Here is a 25,555-nt window from a genome sequence, read left to right on the forward strand (position 1 = left end):
CGGCATTCCCACAACGCCGGGCACCCAACCGGACTGGATCATCCACAGTCCGGTTTTCTTTTGCACAAAATCTACTATTGTAAGCGTTCCCCTCCCTCTACTGCATACCAATTCATAACAAACTCCACTGCCAAAAAATTGACACTGTGGTTCCAGCCTCCCTATACTGACTGTAAAAGGTCTTTTAAGGGAGGTCAGGCATCAGAGGTGAAAAATCTTCGCTACACCGCACTTTCAGCTGGTCTGATATTGCTTCTACTTTTTCCTTTATGGCGACAGGGATTTGGTGATAACCGCCAGGGTGCACTGGAAAGTGGTCCTGATCACAATACACCGGTCAATCTGTATGTAGACGGTTCTGCCAATGCCGCACAGCAAAATGGCAGCAAGCAGCATCCGTATACAACCATCGAGGCAGCTCGCAACGATATCCGTCAGATGAAGCGTCCACTACCTCAGGGTGGTGTAACCGTCTGGGTCAAGGGCGGACAATATAATCTGGATTCTACGCTAAACTGGACTGATGATGATTCAGGCACAGCTGCGTCACCGATCATTTATCGTTCGATGTCAGGTGAAAAGGTCAGTCTGACGAATGGCAAAACAGTTAATCCGTCCGATTGGCAACCGCTTGATGCAGCTGCACGCAGTCGGGTCAATCCGGCAGTCAAACCGGATCAGCTTGTACAATTAGACGTACGCAAGTTAGGCTTCAGCAACAGTACCGGGTTTGCCGGTGGCGATTATTTTACCGAGAAATGGGGAATATTACAGCTTATCGTTAACGATGCCATGCAGCCGATCTCACAATGGCCAAACCGCAATGATGCAACCGCAGGGTTGCGTGATGGCTGGGCAGTTGCATCGGGAATTTTGAATCAACGCTCGTTCTTCTATGATCCTTCGCAAAATACAGACAATAGCGCCGAAGGACGGATGGTGCGCTGGCAAAAAGCAATCGCTAGTGGGCATGATGTATATTTACAAGGATTCTGGCGCACTGTATGGAGTCCCGTCACGATCAAGCTCAATCAGATTGAAGAAGGCTCACGCACCTTACATCTGTCTCAGACACCAGCAGGTGGGATCGGCTCCAAATTCAGCGCCGCTGCTGACGAATCGTCCAACGACAATCCGTATCGGGTAGGTGACGGTAGTGAAGAATGGCGACTGCTGAATCTGTTGGAGGAAGTGGATCAGCCCGGCGAATGGGCGCTCGACTTCAAAGATGGCAAGCTGTATTACTATCCTTCCCAGCCGTTGAAGGATTCGACTGCTGTGATCGCCGACAATACCGATCCGATTCTCAGTCTCAAAGGTGCTTCTCATCTGAAATTTATCGGCTTTGACATTAAAAATGGTATGGGTAACGGAATCACGATGCAAAATACGAATCATATTACACTGGCTGGTTTGACCATCCATAATATGAGCAATGGCGGCATTACCGATATCGGTGGTAGCAGCAATCTGATTCAAAGTAATGATGTGTATGACACCGGTAGCTTTGGCATTAGTGTGAGCAAAGCGGGGAATCGTGAGAAGCTGCAAGCTTCCAATACACGTATTACGAACAACCATATTTACAATACAGGCATTCTTGTTCATCTGGAACCGCTCATCATCCGCGAATCGGTCGGTATGCGCATTGACCACAATCTGCTGCATGACGTGCCGAAGGATGCCATTCGTTATACGTACAGCAACAAGCTGTTATTTGAGTATAACGAGGTTCATAATACCGGGCTTGTCGAAGGCGATACGGGGGCATTTTACACCGCTCAGGATTGGTCGTCGTATGGCAATGTGCTGCGTTATAATATGATTCATCATAACCAGCGCTCGAATGGTTTCTATGCAGATGGCGGTAGTAGCGGCAATACGTATCAGAATAATATTATTCAGGATACGAAGCGCGCCTTTATTATTGAAAATGGTCATCATAATGTAGCGACTGGCAATCTGCTGATCAATGCCAATACGATGGAGATTAACGACCGCTCCTCTTCCCTGGATTATAGCCTTAACAGTACGTATGCCAAACTGCTACGCAGCTTCAAGCCAACCACAGGTGTGTGGAAAGAATATGGCGAAGCGCTAGGCAAGCAATATGGGCTGAAGGGCAATCTGTGGAATTATATTTTGAGCAGCAATTGGAATCCGCAATATCCAAATGGCAGCAAGCTGAACAACAATGTGATCATTGGCAGTACAAGTATTAAATTGCCCAAAAAAGGCGATGTCGCTGCCATGGGTAATGCTACACTGAAAAGTGTGCAAAATGCTGGTTTTTACAATTACAGCAATCTAGATTTGCGTACAAATAACAGCACTATTTTGAAAAAGTTCCCTTCTTTGAACAAAGTAATTACCGAAATCGGGCTGTACAAAGACCAATATCGGGTGAATCCGATCACTCGCAACCAGTACGATGGACTTAGCAACCATGCAACCGATTAACTGTACGACTTTACGCTTGGTATAGTCTTCAAGACACACAGTGGCTATCATTCTGCCCGGCAACCTGTACCTTTTGCCGCAGCTTGGTAGCTCTTTGTGCGTTTAGACTTGACAGACTTTGATACGCTATGCTGAAATAGTTACAAAAAAGCAATCAAATAGTTAATTTTGTGAGATAAATTTTACAATTATTGATACTTTCTATTTATTTTTGCTAATTTTTAGAAATTACTTTATGATAGGTTTGTAATTTGCACCAATTTAACATTCTTCATACAGCCATAGTCAATCATTCCATAAGGGAGGTGATGGCACAATCAATGGATACGGCATGGCTACCTTGCATCATGACGGGGCACAATGCACCCGACGACCTGCATGCACAGAGAATGGAGGGAAATCATACAAATGAATAAGCTAAAAACGTTCCTATCGCTGACTACGATTGTTGCATTAAGCAGTACGCTGGCATTCCCGGCACCCTATGCAGCAGCCGATCAGGTCAACAATCGTGAAGTGGTCACTCTAGATAGCGGCCCAACGGTCAAAACAGGGCTAAATCTGTACGTCGATCCATCCGGTAGTGACTCTAGCGGAGATGGCAGCAAAGATAAACCGTATGCCACTTTGACTCAAGCGCGCGATAGCATTCGTGCTCTGAGCGGAAAGCTACCCACTGGTGGCGTTACCGTCTGGGTCAAAGCAGGCGAATACGAGATGTCTAACTTTGAACTGACAGCACAGGATTCTGGAACAGCTGACAAACCGATCATTTACCGCACCTATCCGGGTGAGCAGGTGACGCTGACGAATGGCGTGCACATCTCTCCTTCCGACTGGGAGCCGCTTAGCAAAGATGCAGTGGCACGTGTCCATCCGGATGTGTACGCGGATGATCTATACCAACTGGATGTACAAAAGCTAGGATTGAAGCACATCAATCACTTTTCCGGTGGTACGTCATTTACCGAGCAATGGGGCATTATTGATCTGATTGCGGATGGCGTGCGCCAGCCGATTTCACAGTGGCCCAATCCAGGGGAATCGGTAGACAAACATCGTAAAGGCTGGACGACTGCTAACGGCTCTGCTGATGCCAAATCGTTCTATTATGGCGAAGGCGGTATTCCTGAGAATGAGAATACAACCAATACGCTGGATCTGGACGGCACGAAGCGAGCAGAACGCTGGCAACAATCACTGGAAGACGGTCATCCCCTGTATCTCAAAGGGTTCTGGCGTACCGTCTGGAGTCCCATCACCAGCTCCGTACAAGAAATTGATACGAAGCACCATGTGATCACACTCAAAGATATTCCGGATGGCGGTATGGGCTCCAAATGGAGCAAAGCGGTAGAAGATTATCGTTCCAGTCTCAGCGCTCCTGTCGTTAGCCAAGAAACAGCAGCTACCGAGACGACCGCTGCGTCCGAAGATGATTCACTGCATGATGATACAGACACTTCTAGTAAATCGTATCTCGTGTACAAAGATGGTGGTGCCGCTCAGTCTATGTCTCTGAAGGAAGAACAAAGTGACGACTCCCTACTCGAAACGAAAACATCCAGCCCCGAACAGGATGCTGAAGATGCGGAACCGATCAAGTTGACGGATCAAGGCGTGGATGTATCTTCCGCCACTTATGACGATTCATCCTCTTCGCCGGTTCGCGATCTGAGTGAGACGTCAGTCACTTCGGATGCCTACTCCTCTTCATCTGTCCAAGACGATGTGTACGATAACGCATCTGTCAGTGATGATACGTATGACACACCGTACGTCGCCAAAGTACGCGCCCCTTATCGTATCGGTTCCGGTACGGAAGAATGGCAAGCACTGAATTATTTGGACGAGATTGATCTGCCGGGCGAATGGGCACTTGATTTCAAAGATAAAAAGCTATACTACTATCCAAAAGGCAGTCTCGATGATCTGAACATCATTATCGCTGACAATGAAAATCCGGTCGTTGCGTTCAACGGTGCTTCGTATGTGCAACTGAACGGCTTTACCTTTGAAGGTAGTATGGGGAACGGAATTGAGCTGAATCAAGCCGATCATATTACACTGGCAGGTAATACCCTGCGTAATCTGGGGAATGGCGGCATTCTGGATGTTGGCGGCAAGAACAATCTGTTCCAGAGCAACGACATTTACGAAACTGGCGGCTTTGGGATTAGCATTAACAAATCCGGCGATCGTAAAACGCTCACCCCTGCCAATAGCAGAGTTACCAACAACCATATTCATCACGTTGGCGAACTGACTCATCTGGAGCCGATTCTTGTACGTGAGTCAGTTGGTATTACGTTTGACCATAATCTGCTGCACGATGTACCAAAAGATGCAGTCCGTTATGTGTACAGCAACAATCTGACGTTTGAATACAATGAGGTGCACAATACATCGCTAATTGAGGGCGATACGGGCGCGTTCTATACCGCTCAAGATTGGGCATCGTACGGTAACGTGCTGCGCTACAACTTTATCCACCATAACAAGCGTTCCAACGGCTTCTATTCCGATGGCGCGGACAGTGGAGATAATTACAAGTACAATATCGTACAAGGTTCTACCAAAGGCATTTTGCTAAACGGGCATGATAACATCGCTTCGAACAATCTGGTCGTCGATTCCAATATGATTCAGGTCGATCAGCGCGGTGATAGCAAAAGTCATGGCGTGAATAGCATCTTCGCGGATCAATTGCGCGAGATGAACCCGGATAGCAATCCGTGGGCAAATTACGGCAAAGTGCTGCAAGATACGTATGGTTATGATCATACGTTATGGGATAGCATTCTTGATCCAGAATGGCACCCAGAATATCCAAACGGTACACGTATGACTGACAATATGCTAGTCAACACGCCGGATGTGGTAATTCCGAAAGTCGGCGATGTGAAGGTGGATGGGAACGACTCCATCAGCAGCGTAGCCGATGCACAGTTCTATGATTACAGCAAAATGGATCTGCGTACGGATAACGCCAAAGTACTGGCGAAATTCCCTGATCTGAATGAAGTTTTTCCGAAGATCGGGTTGTTGAAAGATGATTATCGGACGCGGGTCATTACGCGTGCGGAAAGTGGCGGCTTGTCGAACCACTAGGATGATAGTTTTAAAATGATGCTGCTGGGTTGCATCAATCACTCCGGGGAGGAATAAGGGGAACGGCTCCGGTGGAGTCACGAGAATCTACGGAATAGGAGTGACGGTAGATTCTCGCACCTCCAAAGTCGCCTTTTCCCCTTATTTCCTCCCCTCCGTTTTGAGCAACACGCATACATTTTGGACCCTGGAGATTGGGCAGCATAAGAGCAGGCAGTGACTTCATTTGGAGTTGCTGCCTGTTTTTTTATTTTTTTATTTTTATTTTTTGGATTTTGGATTGTTGGTTGATTTGTTTCGTTTAAGGGATGGGATTTGACTTGTTTGGGGGGCTTGGTTATTATTTGATGTATTGTTTTATTATTTTGTATAGTTACTTTCTTTTATTTATTATTTTGTGGTGTGGTATTGCAAATGGAGTATGGGATGATATAATTATCTTAATATAAAGATTTTAAGTGTAAGGCGATTTCGTTTTTGGTTTCTTGTTTATGTATGGATAGATGTTGTATTTATGTGTGCAGTTTGTGCGCAATGGATAGCGGTTGAGTTATAGGATTGTGTTTACAATAGATGTTAATATACGCTATATATTTGGAGGAGGACGAGGACGATGGAATTGTTAGGTATTCATCATGTATCGATTATGACGGGCAAAGCGGAAAAGAATTTTGATTTTTATACGAAGGTGCTTGGTATGCGGCTGGTGAAAAAGGGCGTGAATCAGGATGATACGACGTCGTATCATTTGTTTTATGGAGATGCAGTTGCTTCGCCGGGGACGGAATTGACGTTCTTTGATTTGCCGGGCATTGGACCGAGTTATCCAGGTGTATCGAGCATTTCGGCTTCCTCGCTGCGGGTGGCCAGTACTGAAGCCTTGAAGTACTGGTCGCGTCGGTTTGACGAGTTGAATGTCAGCCATGAGCCGATTCGTCAGCGCGCAGGACGGGATACGCTGGCATTTCAGGACTTTGAAGGTACGCGTATTGTGCTGGTTGCGGATAATGAAGAGGAAGGCGTTGCACCGGGTCAAGCATGGGATGGTTCGGATGTGCCTGTGGAATACGGCATTCTCGGTCTTGGACCAGTAACCTTGACAGTTGCCAAACCTGAAAACACCGTGATGATTCTGAAAGAAGTACTGGGCTTCCGGTATCTCGATTCCTACCCTTCCCTTGCAGGCGAAGAGCATCTGGATGTACTGGTGTATGCAACAGGAGAAGGCGGCGCTGGTGCGGAAGTGCATATCGAAACGCGTCGTGATCTGCCAGTAGCCCGTCTCGGTCGTGGTGGTGTGCATCACGTCGCGTTCCGTGTACCGGATGAGGAGCAATACAATAAATGGGCGGACAAGCTTGCTCAACTCGGTATTCCCAACTCTGGTAAAGTCGACCGCCATTACTTCCGCGCTCTCTACTTCCGTGAACCGAATGGTATTTTGTTCGAGCTGTCGACGGATACACCAGGATTTGATGTGGACGAATCACTTGATTCGCTCGGTGAAACGTTATCTCTCCCTCCATTCTTGGAATCACGCCGTACGGATATCGAAGCCAAATTGCGTCCGCTTGTGCTGGAAGATTGATCATTTGGATGATCTGATGGCGTACTACAATCGAAATGAAGGAACAAGCTATATTTCAATACCCCATAGCTTTTAATTTCTGTACTGCTTTTCCGTTCATGTCTATAATGAATGGAGAAGCAGTTTTTTTGATTATTTATCTCGAGTACAGAATATTCAAAAAAATATAGTATAAGGAGTGTTCGATTTGACATTGATTCATCACGGAATCACAAGTCGCACAGCCATGCAATTGGTTGGATATCGCAGTGAAGCTAGTTTGAATGAAGATCTGGAGCAGCATATCGTCTCAGGAATGCGCACGCAGCTCTACAACCAATTGCAAACGTACAAACCAAGTCCTGCTCTTGATCTGTATTTGATCCAAGTGTATCCTTGTATTCCATGGACGCCGGACACTGTATTTTCAAGCATTGTTGCTGTGGAACAACAAGGATATGAATCCATGCCAACAGAAGGGATGATCCAACATGTATCACCCGCAGGCGACTTTTACAGCTTTACTTATGAAGGAACTGAACAGAATATAGATCAAGCATATGACGAGATACGTCAATGGCTAGCGCAACACGGTATAGAGGATAGCCGTCCTTATGATATCGAGTGTTGGCCCAATGTACAGCATGCTTCACAGGAATTAACATGTATCCACATCTATATTCCAGTGCATGTGGATTGATTTTATGATATAGCGACTCTCTCTTGTAATGGAATCTACTACGTATACACAGCAAAAAGAGGCTGACGACATAGGTCACAGTCTCTTTTTATTAGTTTTATATACAATATCAGATGAGTTATACGTATTTATCGTTATTGCCCGTTATTCTCGCGACGACGGCGCAGTTCTTCGGTAATCTTCCGTCCAGTTGGCGTCTGAGCCAGACCGCCGCGCGCGGTTTCACGATGCTCGCTTGGCATGGAGCGTCCTACCTGTAACATAACATCGACGACTTCATCCGATGGAATTGCGCTGCGCACGCCTGCTAGTCCCATATCAGCAGCAGCAAGTGCATTGACAGCACCTAGACCGTTGCGTACGATGCAGGGAATCTCTACCAGACCAGCCACTGGATCACAGATAAGACCGAGTGTATTTTTCAATGCCAGACCGACGGCATGCATCGCTTGCTCAGGGCTACCTCCACGCAGCTCCACCATCGCACCCGCAGCCATACCGATTGCAGAACCGACTTCGGCTTGGCAGCCTCCTTCAGCACCGGAGATGGACGAGTTGTTCGCAATGACGTAGCCGATCGCACCAGCGGCGAACAAGCCCAATACCATCTGCTCATCACTCCAACCAAATCGCTCTTGCGTACTTACAAATACACCCGGAATGATACCGCAGGAACCAGCAGTTGGCGTCGCAATAATACGTCCCATAGAAGCATTCACTTCGGACACTGCCAGCGCATATGACATCGCACGCGTTGAATATGCACCAGACACGGTTTCGCCGCCATTTAAGTAATCATATACTTTACGCGCATCTCCGCCAGTCAATCCACTTCGCGAAACGGTATCTTCATGAATCCCACGGTGAACCGCTTCTTTCATCACTTCGTAATACGCCGCCATCTGAGCGATAACTTCCTCTCGCTGTACTCCGGTTTCTTTGACCTGCTCCACAATCATCAGCTCGGCAATGCTGCACGAGCGTTCTTCACACAGTCGAATAATATCTTTTAATGTACGAAATTGCATCCTACTTCCTCCTTTCTTCGTTTAGTCGAGATCAATAACACCCGCACGGGTAACATGCGGCAATGCAACGATACGAGTCAATACCTCATCTGCCGGTACACCGTCTAACTCGATTAATGTCATCGCTTCGCCACTGCGTGATTTGCGATCCACATCCATGAAGCCGATATTCAGCTCCGCTTCACTCAGTGTACGCGTAATATCTGCCAGCACGCCTTTGCTATCCATATGCTCCACTACGAGCGTCGGATACTGCCCTGAACCTTTCAGATCAAATCCGTTCAGTTCGTGAATCTCAATGTTCCCGCCACCGATTGATGCACCTGCTAATTCAGCATGCTGTTCTCCCGCACGTAGACGTAAACGCACAAAGTTCGGATGTGGATAATTGCCCGATCCTTTATCAAATTGAATGGTCATACCCAGTCGATCCGCTTCTTCGGCTGCATCCGGCAGACGATCATCGTCTGTGCTATAATCCAGCAGACCGCCCACCAGCGCCAGATCGGTACCATGTCCCCAGTATGTTTCTGCAAAAGAACCGTACAGAATGATATCCACATGCTCCGGTTGCTGTCCAAGCAGCTGACGTGCCGCTCGACCTAATCGTGCAGCGCCCGCCGTATGAGAACTAGATGGACCGACCATAGAAGGCCCAATAATATTAAATACATTTTTGAAACGCATATGACTCCTCTTTTCCGCTGCTGCATCATTTGAGCAGGTATTGCTGATACATCCTTTTCTATGCTAATTCGATTGATTGTGTGCAATCCCCCGAAGAGCACATCAAAAAGGACAGAGCAGGACCTGCGGCGGCCTGTGTGCTCTGTCCTGTGTACCTGAGAGTTTGGACGGACGATGCTGACGATCCGTTATACCCCTTGGGTGGCTGAATGCTCTCTCCAGAGTTGCGTCCGGCAGCGGTTCCTGGGACCTGAGAGATTGGCAAGCCGTTGGCTGCGGCTGCTTGCTCCTTCGGTGGCGGATTACGTGCCTCCGCTAACTCTCCCGCTGTCTTCATTCGCATATAGAAGTTACAATGAACACCGCCGTATGCCCGGCATGTTCCTGATCATTCCTAGCTTAATCCAGCCGCTGAACGCTGTCAATTGCCATCGGGAAAATAAGTTGCATATCTGACATGCCCTGTAAAAACGAACGCCAATCTAGGCAATTTCCCTCAATCTATCCATTCTTCGGACGTCTCCAATAGAGGCAAACGGATCGCGAATACCGAACCTTTCCCCCGTAATGACGTAAAACTCAGCACACCTTCATGATCGTTAACAATCCGCTGAGCGATAAATAGCCCCAGACCTGTACCGCGAATCTGACGAGATTCCGTTGATCCCGACCGGAAGAACTTTTGGAAAATGCGCGGCTGATCTTGTTCCGAGATGCCAATCCCGTAATCCTCTACTTCTACCAGTACATGATCGGCTTGGCGTCGCACGCGAATATCGACTGGACGATCATCTGGTGAATATTTAAGTGCATTGCCTATCAAATTACTAATTACCTGAATCATACGATTATGATCGCCCAATATATAGAGATGGCGCTCTTCCACTTCCACATGCAGACGATCCCGAGATTGAATATCCCACTGCCAGCAGATCATCTTCACCAGTTCATCCAGCTGGATGCAGCTCATCAAATATTCTGCATGTCCCGCCTCAATCCGTTGACTATCCAGAAAGTCATCCAACAATCTCGACAGCCTTCCACCTTCAAACTGGATCGTATTCATAAACTCACGTCGGCGCTCTGCCGGAATATCCTCATACATTGACAACATCTCGATATACCCCATAATCGCCGATAATGGCGTCCGCAATTCATGCGAGACGACAGCAATCAATTCATTTTGCAGCTGCTTCGCCCGTTTCTCTTCGGTACAATCACGGAAAATAAGCAGAAACCCCTGATCAACACCACTCGCCGCATCGGTAATCGGGGTCAGATGGAGCGATAACAAGCGCTCATCCTGCATCTGGATTAGGCATCCTTGTTCCCATTCTTCATGCTGATCCAGATGCTGATTCAAACGTTCACCCACAATAAACGTCCCTGCCATCAGTTGCGATTGAATGCGCTCCAGCACTTCACTCACTGGCTTGCCATTGTAATCGTCCAGTCCAAACAGCATCTGTAACGTCGGATTGATTAGCGAGACGATGCGCGCCTCATCGCACATCATAATGCCATCCTGCACCGTTTGCAGTAGATTACCGGTAATGCTTTTCTGCATACGGGCAGCACCTTGTTCTTCCAGCAAACGCTCCGTCAACTGCTGCAACTGGCGTTCATGCTCGCTGTTACGTGCCAGCGCCTGCTCCTGTTCCGTCAGATCATGAAGGAAAAAGGTATGCACTGCCGCCCCATCATTCAATATCTCGCTACGGGTCAATTCTGCTGTAAACGTACTACCATCCAATCGGAACGCCAGCACCGTACTACTCTCGCGATCTGGATTCGTACGACCATGAATACGGATCAGATCTGACAGCGGCAAGCCAGACACTTCGGTCAGATCACAGCGGAACATCTGCTCAGCCGCCGGATTCATCTCTGTAATGCGTAACCGGCTATCTGTAGATATGATACCGTCCACTGCCATTTTCAGAATCGCACTCTTCTGCGCTTCACTCTCCGCCAGATCAAACGTGCGCTCCACAACACGAATCTCCAACAATTCTTTATCTTTTTTAATTTGCAAAAATTGATATTCCAGTGTACTCACCATCTGCTGGAAATTGTGAATCAGCTTGCGCATTTCGACGATGCTACTTTTCGGCCATTCCAGCGTATGATTCTCACGTAGCTTTTGCGGGATATGACTGGTTGCGTCTACTAATTGCTGCAATGGAATAGCGACGCGGCGTCCGATAAGTTGAGCCAGTATAGCCGCCAGTAGAATGATGCCAAGCATACGCAACATCATCTTCAAATAGAAGCCATATACCGGATACAAGTGATACGAAAACGGCAAAACAAGGATCAAGCGCTGATTATCATCCAGCACAGTGTTTAATACAAAATAAGACCGTTGCCACCGATCTGGTGGATAGACAGCATCAATCGGATACTGAGCATAGACGGATACTTGATTGTGCTGCTGCAATAAGGACTGCCGATAACCGGTACTTTCAGTGAATTGTCCAATCTCTGATTGTTGAATCGTCGTCGCCAACACTGTATTCTCAGCATCCACAATAATCGAATCGATGGAAAAGTCCTGTTTGTACGTTTGCATCAGACGCTGCTGCTCTGTTCCTTCCAATTGCTCCAGTCTGGAAATATACAGACGTGATGAACGCTCGACATAATTGGACCCCCAGTGCAATATATCTTGAAACTGCTGACTGCCGTTCACGAACAGAATCAGAATCGAACTGGTCATGACTACCATGAGCAAATACTTGAAAATCACACAGCGAATCGTCATATAATAGTACGGTCGTTTGCCAACGCGTACACGATTCAGCAAAAAGACAACTGTTGCTGAAGCCAGCAACGCATTACAGATGCCGTTTAGCAGTCGGTTAATTAGCAATAACCAGACTAAGCGCATATCTATCTCATCGTTCCAGCGCAATGCGTGCATACCGTAGATGATTGGCAATGCGATCGTCACCCAGAACAGTAAATCCAGCTTGAGTAGACTGGCACGCGGCAACCAGCGAAATCCCAGCGCCAAAAACAGAATTTCCATCCCGTGCAGCACAGTCATCGTTACAAATGACCCGGTCCATAGCATGGGCAGATGAATCAATATCAGCGCAGGCACCGCAAAGGAAAGTCCGTATAGTCGCAACACGACTAGCAGCGCAACACTGCCAAACATAAATTGCAGCACAAACGACAGGTCCAACACCCAGTAATTGAGTGCTGCACCCAGCAGCGTGAGAATAATAGTTCCGATCCATGGCGATGTAAATGATTGAAATAATCTGTAATTCATAATCAACGGTCCTCTCCATTGCGGACAGCAATCGCACCTGAAAGACCGTCTGACTTCGGGATAGACCCGGGATACGCGCGGCGCATCCGTTCATCTGTACTTCCAAAACGGGTATGCTGACTGTCATTTGTTTTACTAAAAATATTCCATATCCCCCATATCGTCTATCAATGGTACAATATATCCGTATTTACCAATCGGCAGGCTTACAGTATCTTAATCATTAAGACAATAAGATAACCAAGTAAGATAATTATAACCGCAAACATCCAATCAGAGAATCATAGGACACGTGACCATTCCGTTAAAATTCATTGTCAAACTCTTTTACATATGCACCAGGGATAATATTTTGCCGTGGCAGCCTATCCGCATCATATGTGCTTGATTACCGTCATGACGATCGTTCTGTCCGACATTGCCCGACCTTCTGGTTAATGTATGTAAACCTGTTTCCTTGCATCTTCCAAGATTCGTATCATGGACCGAATTGGATTACTTTATATACAAATTCAAAGGTACATCCTATATTCCACCTCGATACAGCCCTAATTTTCGTACAGGAGAGTGACAGCAATGCCTACCAAAGTTTTGCTCATTGAAGATGAAAAAAGTCTTGCCGATATGATCGCCTTTTTCCTTCAGGAAGAAGGCTATGATACCCAATTGATTCACGATGCCAGCGAAGCGCTAGCGCTGATCGATGAGTATGGTCCCGATATTGTCGTGACCGATCTGATGCTGCCTGATCTGAGCGGCAGTGAGCTAGTGCGGCGAATTCGCAAGCAATCGACCGTACCCGTGCTGATGATCTCAGCCAATACGATGCTCAACGAACGGTTAAAAGCACTAGAAAGCGGCGCAGATGACTTTTTGTGTAAGCCATTCAGTCTCAAAGAGCTGGATGCGCGCATCAAGGCACTGCTGCGTCGTAGCGACTTGCACCGGATGAACGGATACAGCCTGTCTACCAGCAATACGCAAAATCGTGTGTCCGTCAATGATTACCGACACAGTTTGTTTGTAGAGGATCAGGAAGTAGAAGTGACCCAGATTGAATTTGCCATTATGAAAGAACTGCACAATTCACCGGGCAAAGTATTTACCCGCAACGAGTTAATGGATCGGATCAAAGGCGGCGACCGTGCGTATCTGGATCGTACGATTGATGTGCATATTTCCAATCTACGCAAAAAAATCGAACGCGATCCAAAAAACCCGGAACATATCCTGACCGTCTGGGGTACAGGGTACAAATATGTACAGGTAGCGGAATAACCCTGCATTTTCCAATCAGGAAACACAATATTGATACGCGTCGATGCGCAGTTTACCGCGGACGACGATGGATATACCGGGCGATCGGTTCATGATCGCCCTTCTATTTTGACCACGTTTTGATCACGTTGACAACCGCTGATAAGCAGTATAGGAGAATGTACCAATGACTCAGGTAATCACAAAGCGGGAACACTGGGTTCCGCTTGAATTGTTGTATGTGATCGGCATTATTGCGATCTCGTTTTCATCCATCTTTATTCGCTGGTCGGATGCCAATGTATCGGCAATCGCAATGTACCGACTCTATCTCACCGATCTGCTGCTATTGCCGCTGGCGCTACGGCATTACCGTGCACTTCTGAATATTCCGCTACGCGCGTGGCTAATGCTGGCATTGTCTGGCATCATGCTGGCGCTGCATTTTTTACTGTGGATGGGTTCGTTACGGCTGACCACGGTAGCCAGTTCGACCGTTATTTTGACATTGGAGCCGATTATGGTTGTGATCGGATCGTACTTTCTATTCAAGACGCGCACGAATCGATTCATGATTATCGGAATGGCGCTGGCGGTTATCGGTTCGATTGCGATTGGCTGGGGCGATTTTAAAGTGTCCGGTACGGCTTTTCAAGGCGATATGCTGTCATTCTTCGGTACAATTGCCGTCGCTATCCATATGCTGATCAGCAAGCAGGTACGGGCGCATATGGATGCACTGGTGTACAATTTCTGGGTGTTCTTCATGGCGGCAACTGTGCTGGCTGTCTATAATCTGATTAACGATGTTCCATTTACCGGATACGATGCACGCGACTGGGGCGTATTCTGGCTGCTAGCACTGGTGCCAACACTGTTCGGGCATTATCTATTCAACTGGTTGCTCAAGTATATGAACGCAGGTGCCGTATCGATGGCAGTACTCGGCGAACCTGTCTTCTCCTCGCTACTGGCATTTTGGCTACTGGGCGAAGCACTGACTGGCATGCAGCTTGGTGCAGGTACACTCATTCTGATCGGCGTCTGGATCTTCATCCAATTCGGCAATGAAAAAGAAGAAACGCTCGTGCCACCGGATATTATGGCACCTGAGCACGAACCCGGCGACGATTCGGATATATCCGGTTCATCAGATGCCACCACCAGCTCTCTTCAAGCCGAAATCAGCAAAAAATAAACGATGTTACCGTACAATAAAAAGCTTCCCTACCGCTGATATAGCGAAATGGGAAGCTTTTTGCTTGTATCATCCAGTACTTATTGTAGCGGTCGATGCCAGTTGGAGCGATACATGAGATACAGGAAGTACGGTGTGCCGATTAGTGCAATTAACAAGCCGGATGGCAATTCTGCCGGAGCCATCACCGTACGTCCAATCGTATCCGCCAGCACCAGCATTAGCGCCCCTGTCAATGCTGATAAAAACATCGATTGTCGCAGATGATGTCCGGTTAGTAGTCGCACCATATGCGGCGCAATCAGACCAATAAAGCCGACTGTGCCCACGCAAGCGACTGCTCCGGCTGCCAGCAGCACGCCAACTGTCATCGATAATAGACGTGTACGACGTACCGCTAATCCAAGTCCACCTGCACTCTGATCATCGAACACCAACAACTCAAAGCGCCGTGCCAACCACCAAGCAACTGGCACCAGAATCAGCAGGAACATACCAATCGTCCACACCTGCTGCCATGTACGTGCATACGTACTACCAGTCAGCCAGATATAGCCCATACTGCTCCACAATGCACCACGCACGATTAGAATCTGAATTCCCGCTCCGGCAATCGCCGAGATTGCAATCCCCATCAGCACAACAGCCGATGGATTCAACCCCTTGTTCCATGATAGGAAAAAGATCAATATCGCCGCCACCGCCGCTCCAATAATCGCTGCAAGTGGCATCCAATACACCGGCAAACTAGGCCACATAATGATCACCAGCATCGCACCTAACCCTGCTCCAGAGGACACACCCACAATAGAGGCATCTGCAAGCGGATTGCGTACAGCAAGCTGAATCAATGTGCCGCTGATCGCCAGCGCTGCGCCTGCTCCGGCGGCAACCAGTGTACGCGGAATACGTAACTGGATAATCGCCGAATACAGCCCTTCTGAACCGAACAGCGATGACAATAGCTCACCTGGTGGAATGCGCAGCCCACCAAACATCGTACTGCCTACTATAATCAACAGCGTAACTATCACAAACAAACTCGCCAGCAGCGGAAACGGCAAACGCCGTCTAACGCTACCCGCACTCATGGACGACGCCCCTGCCCCACCCGCTGCCTTCATCCGGGTCATCACCAGCCAGATCAGACATGGCGCACCAATAATCGCCATTACAGCTCCTGTTTGCAGCTCCATACTGGAATTACGCACCATTTTGGCGAGTACATCTGCACCCGTAAGTAGCACCGCTCCCCATAAAAATGCCGCTGGCAGCAACCAGCGATGAGAACGCAAACCGCTCAAGCGAACGAGATGCGGTGCAACCAGACCGACGAATCCAATCGGTCCGATAACACTGACGATCATTGCCGCCAGCAATACGGCGATGATAAGTCCACCAGCTCGTGCGACAGCTACCTTTTGTCCTAGTGAAGATGCGGTTGCTTCGTCGAGATCCAGTACATCCCACTGTCGTGACAGTACGATAGCAAGCATTCCAATCCCGATTACCCACGGCCACGCATATTTCACCCCGCTCCAATCATTTTGGACAAGTGAACCGGAGCCCCACAGAAACAATCCTTGTGTCTGAAAAGCAAAAAAGATATGCAACGCACTTGTAAAAGAACCTAGCAGCATCGACACAATCATACCGGACAGCGCCAATCGAACCGGGCTAGACGTACGCCCACCGCCCATGATATAAGCAGCACCTGCTGCTAACAAACCACCCAGCGAAGCGAACAAAAAGGGCGACTGATGAAGTAATCCCGGAAACATCACCGTACCCAGCACAACGACAAAATATGCTCCTGCGTTAATACCGAGCGTATCCGATGCCGCCAGCGGATTACGCGTAATCGTTTGCAACAAAGCCCCGGCGACAGCGAGTGCCCCACCAGACAAAATCCCCATCGTCGTACGCGGAATACGCAGATCCCATATTATATTGTGCTCAAGCGTACCTTCACGTCCGGTCAAAGCCGAGACGACCGTATGCAGCGGAATCGATGCCTCTCCATAACATAAGCTTATAAAAAAAAGCACGATGAGAGCGGCAATGCCGCCCCCATAGATGCTTACTACACGCCAGTGTTGAACCGGTTGCAGTTGTGAAACGGAACTCATTTCGTGACCGCTCCAACGACCTGATCTACCAGTACTTTAGAAGAAATCGGACCGCCAAAGGTCCATGTTGTACCATCCAGCGCATACGTGCGCTTTTCTTTTACAAAATCAAGCTGATTCCAGACCGAATTGTTTTTCATCGGAGCACCGAATACATCGTCGTCCGGCTGTACAATATAGAGCAGACTGCTATCCTTCACTTTGGACAATGATTCGATCCCAACGGTAGAGAAACCATATTGTTCAAATTGATCCGACTTCCAATCGTTAACGAGACCAATGTTGTCTAACGTATCCACAACGACCGAATTGTCTGTAAACATACGGAGGCTGGCAGCATTTTGTGAAGTGAATGCCTGCGTCAGCGCATAATGCATACCTTCTTTGCCCGCTGTTTTCAATTGTTCTTTGGCATCGTCATAATGAGTATCCAGATCCGCTAGTACTTGCTTCGCCTGATCTTCTTTGCCTACTGCTTTGGCAATTTCGTTGAATACTTCAACCATGCGATCATAATCGTATCCTTTGTCCTTATACATATTATAATCCAGCGTTGGTGCAATCGCTTTTAACTGATCGTACAATGCTGGCGTATTATCCGACGTTTCGATAATCAGATCAGGTTTCAGTGCAGCGATTGCTTCCAGATTCGGTTCCGCACGCGTCCCTACATCCGTTACACTAGCATCCAGTGCTGCATCAGGTGTTACCCACAGCTTGTAATCAGCCGTATCAGCATTACCTACTGGCTGTACGCCAACAGCAATCAGATCTTCGGCAAATGTCCATTCCAGTACAACGACACGTTTAGCCGGTTGATCCAGCTTCACTTCGCCATGATCATCCGTAACGGTAACCGGTCCAGCCGTATTTTCTGTTGTTGCAGTTGTCGGTTGACTTTCTTGTGCCGAATTGCCTGCTGTTCCACAACCCGCTAGCACCAGCGTAAACGCCAGTGGCAGCATGAAATAACCCCATTTTTTATTCATCGTGTTCTCCCCTGTATGTAACTTTATTAAGATAATGATAATCATTATCAATAATGGATTATGAAGTGAATAAGGTACTTTGTCAATGCAAATCGCTAAAATCATCTGCATAGTTCGTTGCATAATCTTCGCTATCGGGCAATCTGCTCTACTACTATGATCTCTTACATATAAAATAAAACGACGCTATGAAGTCAGCGTCGTCCTTTAGCGCCTTTACCTGTACGCAGCAATGCCTGTAACGGTTCTGACTGCTGCTCTTCCTGTTCCCAAGGTGAGGTGAGAAAATCAGCTTCGCTCTCGATCAGATCCATCGCCTCATCATAGCGCCCTGCTTTGAAGCAGCGAATCACGAACAACAGATCATCCCGTCCTAGCAGTTTCACTTCATTCACGCCTGCCAATGTCTGACACGAACCCGTAAATCGCTCAGCGGACGTCAGTACCAATGAGCGCTCTGCCTGATAATAGCGCATCGATCCATACACTTCCTGCACTGCATCCAGCCCAATCGCCTGACTTGCCTGATAACGCTTTGCCTGCAACACATTGCGCACACCAAGTCGATCGGTAAATACAAGGTCTGCGCCGTAATCGCTACTATCCTTTGTTTTGTAGGCATCGTCATATCCCAATTCGCTAAATAAACGGTGCAAATAACGTTCAAATTCCCAGCCTTCCATCTCATCAATATCAGCAATCGTAATCCGGCGTGGGTCTAGCCGCAGACGACGCAACCGCGCCACATGACGACGAATCGCACGTATGATCCACACGATCATTAGTAGCAATACAACAACCGCCGCTACTATGATCCAGATCGGTTGTTCCTTCCATAAATGCGCTGCCTGCTCCATCATATATGTATTCCTTTCTTCGGACTGCTCTTGTAGTCGGAGTCTGACTGTTCTCATGATCGGAGTAACTATACCAGATAACGGCGAAACCGCACAGCCTGTCCTTGCTCCTGAACCTGCGATCGTTTCAGACAAAAGCGTCCGGTTCCCACCATCCAAATGCGACAGCCCACCGAACGCCTTTGTTCTATGTTTCGAATCTATGTGTGGAGCAAGCTGAATAAACGGATGACTAGCGCGTTCCAGATGAGATACTACCCAGCACGCCGTGCTCCTGCCAGTATTCCACAGCAAACTCTGCGGCATACTCTGGCAGTTCTCCCGCTAGTAAACGATCATTGTACCGACGCAATGCCCGCATCGCACGTTGGAACAATGGCACCGCATAATGCAGCGCAGCTTCACCAGTATAATTTAGCGGCAATCGGCGTCCATGATCTTCATCCGCTTTGTAGCCGATCTGCACACTTTGCGAGCCGTCCGCCTGATTGCAGATCGTATAGAAGTAATTCTCATGATGCTTCATGCCGTGCTCATCTTCATACTGACGACCGATTCGTAACAGCGGCGTTTGCGGTTCACCGTTAAACAATGCCCCCGGCTGCCGAAACGCGATAAATAGCGGGCCTAGCCACAATCCATGCCGCTGCTCATCATAGAAATCATCATACGGCTCTGCCAGCGGTAGAGCCAGCAATTCGCGGATCTGTTCTGGCTGAATGAGATTACGCGCAAACTCATAATTGGATACCGATTGCAGCAGTGTCATCCATCCCTCTTCTGCAAGTCGGTGGAACACGCTTGGCGCTCCCTGATTCAGCGTATGCCAATCCGTATCTGCCCCATCCAGATAGCGGAATTTACGTGATACTTGCCACAGATAAGCGGAATTGCCAGACAACAATCCCGGTAAAATATTCCGCTGCTGCTCCACTGGCTCACTGCGAAGCAAGACAGCCTGTCGTCCGCGATTCTGAATATAGATACTTTGGAAGCAGCCTTCCATTCCTTCGTCTCCATATGCGACTCCGCGTACGAACAACTCATCCGTCCAGAATTCATAACAAGGTGCCGTATCTTCAGGATGACGCATACCGAGCAGCGAAGCATCTGTAACGCGCCGCATATTGACAGGATTCACATCCGTATTTTCAAATAATAACGGAATAACGGGGATGACTGGCAATCGAACACGCTCCAATTGCAATACCGATTCACCTTGTAATAGCAAAGTCATGATCCCAGCACGATCCAGATGGGGCTGATCGCCATCCTGATCCTGCACACAGGTGACGTCAAACGCGGACAGCCGATTGACACCGTCCCAAGGCGTAACAGGCTCCAGATCGCGCCAACAGGCGCTACACTGCACATTGCCACGCACATTCATTGTATAGTTATCCGTATGCAGCAGCAGACCGGTAGACAGTTCCCCATCAACGGTCAGGCTGCCTTGACCATCACCCCAGAACCATTGCTCCGCCATCATATTTCCGGTTACATACACTTCCTGACCACCAATTAGCATATACGGCGTATATAGATTACCAAGCACAATCAATCCACCCGCTCGCTGTGTATGCTCATTGGCAATCAGACGCTGAACGGTCAAATCTCCATCTACGAATAATACAGGTGGATGATGCGCTGCTCCTGCTAGGTGCTCGTCTATCGGATCATCGGACAACCAACCGGCGGTATGCGGATCATCCAGATTGAGTACATCCAGTTCCAGATGACCGTCATAATATAAAATCGTCTGCTCATCAACAGCTTCAGGTTGTCTGTTATTCCACCAGACAATCTGACGTTCAGCCGGTAGCTTGTGCTTAATATCCGCAAATGTCAGCTTTGCATAGGATCCGGTCTTCATTGAAATGTCCTCCTCTATATACATAGGCTGTATGGAGTTCTAGCTGTATGCCGGTAAGATGACGATCATGTCTAAACAACAGTTCTATCTGTCATATTGCAATCGTTATACAGTACTCTTACCCTGAATGATACCTTTTGTTCTCATTGTAAAATAGCATTTTTATAATCTCAACAATGAACTGACAGCGGAAGCCAATAGTTGCACCGACAAATGCTAAGTAGCTAATTTCCAATTTCTATTCATTTTTCCGATTTACGTCCGATATAGGTGAAGTCGATATGATGCAATGGAAGCAACGTACATAGTCATCACCGTACAGACCGCTTTTCCACCAAGCTATACCTGTAGCTATATCAGAATAAGTAAGTAGAGAAGGGAAGATTATTCATGATCAATCGCAATACCGAAATCATCTGGCAGCGGAACAAGCTGATCAGCTATATGCTGTGGGCAATTACTGCTATCAGCGCCGCCATCACTCTCCTGATCCCTGCCCTGTGGATATCCACGCTGATCTCCATCGTTGTAACCGGCATCATCACCGGTATGAATGTTGCCAAAAAAGGCATTCATATCATTCCTTGGGTTGTGACTATCGCGATCATTGCAAGCGGAATCTATGTCAATATCGAATCGATCAGCACGATGCAAGGATTGCTCATCGTATCTCCTTTGCTGCTGTATCCAACTAGCCGCTACTACAACATTGCATTCACTACATTACTTGCATACTTTATCCTGCATATTGTGATTGCACCTGCTGCCAGCACACCACTACTACTGACTGACATCATTAATATCAGTATGTTCATCGTAACGGGTATTATTTTCATTACTGTATCTCGCGTCAATCGTAATCTGTTTCAAGCTAGCGAAGATCGTTTGGTTGAGATCGCCCAATCCCAAACTCGTATGGAGCAGATCATGCAGCAAGTACGCCAATCGGTACATGGTCTGGCACGCTTCACCGAACAATTGAAGCAAAAAGTTAACGAAACTGGCACCATCACGTCCGAAGTGACCGCAGGCTTCAATCAAGTCGCTCGCAGTGTAGAATTACAAGCAAACAATGTGTATGAAATTTCCGAATCGTTATCTGTATCCGACCGTCATATTCAGGATGTAGCTGCGTATTCGTATCAAATGAAAGAATTGTCCGACACGATGACATCCAGCACCGAATCTGGTAGTCAACGGATGGAGCAATTGAATGGTCAAATGGGACAGCTGCACGACATGATGAACGAAGCAACAACCGATATGCAGAAATTCAACGAAGAAAGCCAATCGATGAGTGCAATGCTAAGCAGCATCTCCGATATCGCTCGCCAGACCAATTTGCTGGCATTGAATGCTGCTATTGAATCTGCGCGCGCTGGCGAACATGGTAAAGGCTTCGCTGTCGTTGCAGATGAAGTGCGTAAACTCGCCGAAAGTTCCGGTCAATCCGCTACCGATATCGCCGCCATCCTGACTCGTTTGCAAGCACGTACACGCGATCTGAATGAGCGTTTTGATGGTATTCAGGCGTCGTTACAAGAAGGTCGTGCATCCGTTCAATCGGCTGCTGACGTATTCCGCAACGTGAACAATAGCTCCCAGCAAGTGTTGAGCCAAGCGTCCGACATTGAGAGCAGTTCTACAACGATGAAAGATTCCTCTGCGCGCGTCGTACACGAAGTAACTGAGATCTCTAGCATGACCCAACAATCCAGTGCTGCTGCCGAAGAGATTCTGGCGAGTATGGAGCAACAACAGCAGTTGACCCAGCATATGGTGAATAGCTTTGCCGAATTGGAAGTGTTGTTCCAAGGGTTAAATGAGCTGGTATTGGATGATGAATTATCGTCAGCGGAGAATACCGCAGATTCTACAAACGTAGCTACAAATGGTACCCATGCACCTGCTAACATTATACCAAGCAATGCCAACGTTTCTTTGCAAAAGAAAGATACCAGCGTAGACCAACAAGCAAGCTAAAGCTGACAGATCAGAGTATGCAATCTGCAAGATGGCTGCTTGAATGGATGGAACATGATTGCAATGGTGGCAGTGCTTGTATTTTCATAAAGCGATCTACGTCTGTGTTCCCAAATTATTCGCAATTACAATACGCAGCATACTATATCGAAGCAATGCAAAAGGAGCGCATATCCCATTAAGGGGTATCCGCTTCTTTTCTTATATATACATACTCATACCGTTAACTGTTAACTGCTAACTGCTAACTGCTAACTGCTAACTGCTAACTGCTAACTGCTAACTGCTAACTGCTAACTGCTAACTGCTAACTGCTAACTGCTAACTGCTAACTGCTAACTGCTAACTGCTAACTGCTAAACTATGGTAATGCTTATAGTCATTTGGAATCAATAGAACGATGCACCTGCGTCAAAAATTCATCTACATATCCATAAAACAACTCCGGCTCACTCAAATGCACGTTATGGTCGCTAGTCGTCATCTCATACGTCAGTGCATGAGGAACCAAAGTCGTCATCTTCTCCCACTCCTCATCCGGCAACGATTCACTGTCTTTCGCGCGAATGAGCAGAGTCGGACAATCCAACTGCGATAGAATATGATACCAGCTCACATTGTGAAGAATATTTGCTGCCATCGCCTGCCGACTGAACAAAAAGGTTACACCTTCCTCCGTCTCCATCAGACTTTTCATAAAATACTGACAGCTAATTTCCGTATCCTGCGTCGCCCGCAAATACTGCTCTGCTTCCGTCCGACTGGCAAAAGGCAAAGGCCAATCCGCCGTCACCGGATCGACGTCCGGCAACTGCTCTAATGGAATCTCCACCCGCACATCCGGTCCAAACGCCGCTTTGTCCAGAATTCCCAGCGCCTGCACTTGCTCTGGATACATCGTCGTCAAATAAGCCGCCACCTGTCCACCCAACGAATGCCCGATGACGATTGCAGCCGAGATATGTAGCGCCAGCAGCAATTGATGCGCATCTTCCGCCAGTTCCTCCGCTGTGTACCGTCCCAGCGGCTTATCACTCAGCCCATGCCCCCGATGATCCTGCGCAATGATGCGGTAATCTTCACCATAACGCTGCATAAACTCCGTCCACGTCTCTGCTCTACCATATCGTCCATGCAGACACAGAATGACTGGCTTCCCTTCTGTATGTGTGTCCAAATAAAATAACTTTACCTGCTGTAACTGTATCGTATGTCTCTGTACGCGAACCATATGTATCCTCCTTGAATTACATCCATTTCCAAGCAAACATGCCAGACAGACACACGCCTGCTGACACACGTTTGCTGGCTGCTCAACTAGTATACCATGCCCGTGCAAAAGCAATAAAATCTAACGTCTTAACTTGAATTATCTACCACATTTCCACCCTACATGATCCATCCATATTACACAGTTCATCTGCCGCAACCCTTTCTGCTATAATATGGGCTAGATCTAACAAACGAATGTATTGACCATGAACCACCATCTGAAAGGAGCCACTCCCATGTCCAATACCGTATCCATCAAATGGCTGCTCGCCCGCCTGTACGAACCCGATCTCGTCGTCGCCGATTGCCGCTTCTGGCTAAACGACGCACAAGCTGGTCGCCAAAAATATAACGAAGAACATATCCCGCGCGCCATTTATTTTGATCTGAAGGAAGAACTTTCTTCCCCAATTAGCACTCACGGTGGAAGCCATCCCATGCCAGAAGCGGAACACATCGCCAAAACATTAGGACGCGCCGGGCTGAGCCAAGACGACCGCATCGTGATTTACGACGATAACAATGGCATGTATGCTGCCCGTTTGTGGTGGACGCTGACCTATCTCGGTCATACTCAGGTGTACATACTGGAGCAGGACTTTAGCGCTTGGAAAAAAGCTGGTTTCCCAGTTACAGACGAACAACCGATCGTCGTACCCAAAACCTTTGAAGCTCGTCCGCAAGAGGGTTTGCTGGTGGATATTGACTACGTCCGTCCATTGTCGCAAAGGTTATCTGGTCAAACGCAAGGAAAGAATACGAATGCTGAACATACTGGCAATACGCAAGTTCGCAATGCTGATACAGCTGCTTCCACCGTATTGATCGACTCCCGCGCACGCAACCGCTATTTGGGATTGGAAGAGACGATGTACAGCAAAGCCGGACATATTCCGGGTGCTGTAAATTTCTTCTGGCAGGATGTGTTGACGGAAACTGGTAGTTTGAAATCGAAGGAGCAGTTGGAAGAGCATTTTGCTGGTTTGGATAAAGAAGCGGAGATTATTGTGTATTGCGGGTCTGGTGTGTCGGCTTGCCCGAATATACTGGCGCTCAAGCAGGTTGGATTTGAGAATGTGAAGTTGTATACGGGGAGCTGGAGTGATTGGATTAGTTATGAGGAGAATCCGATTGCGACTGGGGGAGATAAATAATGATCTTTAA

The 25,555-nt window shown here is 47.7% G+C and carries 16 protein-coding genes and 1 riboswitch; of the genes, 8 read left to right on the forward strand and 8 right to left on the reverse strand.

Annotation, left to right across the window (positions count from 1 at the left end):
* Positions 1-207 precede the first annotated feature (207 nt).
* The 4 genes from ACE3MZ_RS16675 to ACE3MZ_RS16690 all read left to right on the forward strand — a co-directional run bounded on the left by ACE3MZ_RS16675 (position 208) and on the right by ACE3MZ_RS16690 (position 7,838).
* Complete coding sequence (locus ACE3MZ_RS16675; protein WP_411343258.1) at positions 208-2,460, forward strand: right-handed parallel beta-helix repeat-containing protein; 2,253 nt, start codon at positions 208-210, stop codon at positions 2,458-2,460.
* 408 nt (positions 2,461-2,868) lie between these two features.
* On the forward strand, positions 2,869-5,571 hold the full coding sequence (locus tag ACE3MZ_RS16680) for a right-handed parallel beta-helix repeat-containing protein (protein ID WP_411343259.1): 2,703 nt from the start codon (positions 2,869-2,871) through the stop codon (positions 5,569-5,571).
* Positions 5,572-6,184: 613 nt separating this feature from the next.
* The gene (locus tag ACE3MZ_RS16685; protein ID WP_411343260.1) at positions 6,185-7,159 is read left to right on the forward strand and encodes a ring-cleaving dioxygenase; all 975 of its coding nucleotides are present in this window, start codon (positions 6,185-6,187) and stop codon (positions 7,157-7,159) included.
* Between the two features lie 187 nt (positions 7,160-7,346).
* Entirely contained in the window at positions 7,347-7,838 is a 492-nt protein-coding gene (locus ACE3MZ_RS16690; protein ID WP_411343261.1) for a GyrI-like domain-containing protein, read from the forward strand.
* A 134-nt stretch (positions 7,839-7,972) separates the two neighbouring features.
* Here ACE3MZ_RS16690 and sdaAA read toward each other — a convergent pair whose 3' ends face one another.
* The 3 genes from sdaAA to ACE3MZ_RS16705 form a co-directional block, all read right to left on the reverse strand.
* Positions 7,973-8,866, reverse strand: a complete 894-nt coding sequence (gene sdaAA, locus ACE3MZ_RS16695; protein ID WP_411343262.1) for an L-serine ammonia-lyase, iron-sulfur-dependent, subunit alpha — start codon at positions 8,864-8,866, stop codon at positions 7,973-7,975.
* A 21-nt stretch (positions 8,867-8,887) separates the two neighbouring features.
* Entirely contained in the window at positions 8,888-9,553 is a 666-nt protein-coding gene (sdaAB, locus tag ACE3MZ_RS16700; protein WP_411343263.1) for an L-serine ammonia-lyase, iron-sulfur-dependent subunit beta, read from the reverse strand.
* A gap of 227 nt (positions 9,554-9,780) precedes the next feature.
* Positions 9,781-9,890: riboswitch (glycine riboswitch) on the reverse strand.
* A 159-nt stretch (positions 9,891-10,049) separates the two neighbouring features.
* Positions 10,050-12,833, reverse strand: coding sequence for an ATP-binding protein (locus ACE3MZ_RS16705; RefSeq protein WP_411343264.1), 2,784 nt, complete (start codon positions 12,831-12,833; stop codon positions 10,050-10,052).
* A gap of 576 nt (positions 12,834-13,409) precedes the next feature.
* On the opposite strand from ACE3MZ_RS16705, the gene ACE3MZ_RS16710 reads away from it, so the two are divergent.
* Complete coding sequence (locus ACE3MZ_RS16710) at positions 13,410-14,111, forward strand: response regulator transcription factor (protein WP_411343265.1); 702 nt, start codon at positions 13,410-13,412, stop codon at positions 14,109-14,111.
* A 166-nt stretch (positions 14,112-14,277) separates the two neighbouring features.
* The gene (locus tag ACE3MZ_RS16715; protein WP_411343266.1) at positions 14,278-15,288 is read left to right on the forward strand and encodes a DMT family transporter; all 1,011 of its coding nucleotides are present in this window, start codon (positions 14,278-14,280) and stop codon (positions 15,286-15,288) included.
* Between the two features lie 80 nt (positions 15,289-15,368).
* Here the strand turns inward: ACE3MZ_RS16715 and ACE3MZ_RS16720 are convergent, their stop codons facing one another.
* The 4 genes from ACE3MZ_RS16720 to ACE3MZ_RS16735 form a co-directional block, all read right to left on the reverse strand.
* A complete protein-coding gene (locus ACE3MZ_RS16720; protein ID WP_411343267.1) occupies positions 15,369-17,417 on the reverse strand; it encodes an iron ABC transporter permease in 2,049 nt (682 codons plus the stop codon).
* Positions 17,414-18,406: an ABC transporter substrate-binding protein gene (locus ACE3MZ_RS16725; protein ID WP_411343268.1), complete on the reverse strand. Its 993-nt coding sequence runs from the start codon at positions 18,404-18,406 to the stop codon at positions 17,414-17,416. Before ACE3MZ_RS16725 ends, ACE3MZ_RS16720 begins: the two co-directional genes overlap by 4 nt.
* 194 nt (positions 18,407-18,600) lie before the next feature.
* Positions 18,601-19,266, reverse strand: coding sequence for a restriction endonuclease (locus tag ACE3MZ_RS16730; protein WP_411343269.1), 666 nt, complete (start codon positions 19,264-19,266; stop codon positions 18,601-18,603).
* A 229-nt stretch (positions 19,267-19,495) separates the two neighbouring features.
* Entirely contained in the window at positions 19,496-21,136 is a 1,641-nt protein-coding gene (locus ACE3MZ_RS16735) for a hypothetical protein (protein WP_411343270.1), read from the reverse strand.
* Positions 21,137-21,526: 390 nt separating this feature from the next.
* Here ACE3MZ_RS16735 and ACE3MZ_RS16740 point away from each other — a divergent pair, with 390 nt between their 5' ends.
* The gene (locus ACE3MZ_RS16740) at positions 21,527-23,119 is read left to right on the forward strand and encodes a methyl-accepting chemotaxis protein (RefSeq protein ID WP_411343271.1); all 1,593 of its coding nucleotides are present in this window, start codon (positions 21,527-21,529) and stop codon (positions 23,117-23,119) included.
* Positions 23,120-23,498: 379 nt separating this feature from the next.
* On the opposite strand, the gene ACE3MZ_RS16745 is transcribed toward ACE3MZ_RS16740, so the two are convergent.
* Positions 23,499-24,350 carry an alpha/beta fold hydrolase gene (locus tag ACE3MZ_RS16745; protein WP_411343272.1) on the reverse strand — a complete coding sequence of 284 codons (852 nt, stop codon included), beginning with the start codon at positions 24,348-24,350 and terminating at the stop codon, positions 23,499-23,501.
* Between the two features lie 277 nt (positions 24,351-24,627).
* Here ACE3MZ_RS16745 and ACE3MZ_RS16750 point away from each other — a divergent pair, with 277 nt between their 5' ends.
* On the forward strand, positions 24,628-25,545 hold the full coding sequence (locus ACE3MZ_RS16750; RefSeq protein ID WP_411343273.1) for a sulfurtransferase: 918 nt from the start codon (positions 24,628-24,630) through the stop codon (positions 25,543-25,545).
* Positions 25,546-25,555 lie beyond the last annotated feature (10 nt).

Origin of the sequence: Paenibacillus sp. WLX1005 (assembly GCF_046603685.1) — a bacterium.
Taxonomy (GTDB): Bacteria; Bacillota; Bacilli; order Paenibacillales; family Paenibacillaceae; genus Saccharibacillus.

Bases quoted from the DNA above. Each gene is read 5' to 3' on its own strand.
- ACE3MZ_RS16705 (WP_411343264.1), bottom strand. From the start codon at position 12,833: ATGAATTACAGATTATTTCAATCATTTACATCGCCATGGATCGGAACT.
- ACE3MZ_RS16685 (WP_411343260.1), top strand. From the start codon at position 6,185: ATGGAATTGTTAGGTATTCATCATGTATCGATTATGACGGGCAAAGCG.
- ACE3MZ_RS16715 (WP_411343266.1), top strand. From the start codon at position 14,278: ATGACTCAGGTAATCACAAAGCGGGAACACTGGGTTCCGCTTGAATTG.
- ACE3MZ_RS16725 (WP_411343268.1), bottom strand. From the start codon at position 18,406: ATGAATAAAAAATGGGGTTATTTCATGCTGCCACTGGCGTTTACGCTG.
- ACE3MZ_RS16745 (WP_411343272.1), bottom strand. From the start codon at position 24,350: ATGGTTCGCGTACAGAGACATACGATACAGTTACAGCAGGTAAAGTTA.
- ACE3MZ_RS16730 (WP_411343269.1), bottom strand. From the start codon at position 19,266: ATGATGGAGCAGGCAGCGCATTTATGGAAGGAACAACCGATCTGGATC.
- ACE3MZ_RS16680 (WP_411343259.1), top strand. From the start codon at position 2,869: ATGAATAAGCTAAAAACGTTCCTATCGCTGACTACGATTGTTGCATTA.
- ACE3MZ_RS16740 (WP_411343271.1), top strand. From the start codon at position 21,527: ATGATCAATCGCAATACCGAAATCATCTGGCAGCGGAACAAGCTGATC.
- ACE3MZ_RS16720 (WP_411343267.1), bottom strand. From the start codon at position 17,417: ATGAGTTCCGTTTCACAACTGCAACCGGTTCAACACTGGCGTGTAGTA.
- sdaAB (WP_411343263.1), bottom strand. From the start codon at position 9,553: ATGCGTTTCAAAAATGTATTTAATATTATTGGGCCTTCTATGGTCGGT.
- sdaAA (WP_411343262.1), bottom strand. From the start codon at position 8,866: ATGCAATTTCGTACATTAAAAGATATTATTCGACTGTGTGAAGAACGC.
- ACE3MZ_RS16710 (WP_411343265.1), top strand. From the start codon at position 13,410: ATGCCTACCAAAGTTTTGCTCATTGAAGATGAAAAAAGTCTTGCCGAT.
- ACE3MZ_RS16750 (WP_411343273.1), top strand. From the start codon at position 24,628: ATGTCCAATACCGTATCCATCAAATGGCTGCTCGCCCGCCTGTACGAA.
- ACE3MZ_RS16735 (WP_411343270.1), bottom strand. From the start codon at position 21,136: ATGAAGACCGGATCCTATGCAAAGCTGACATTTGCGGATATTAAGCAC.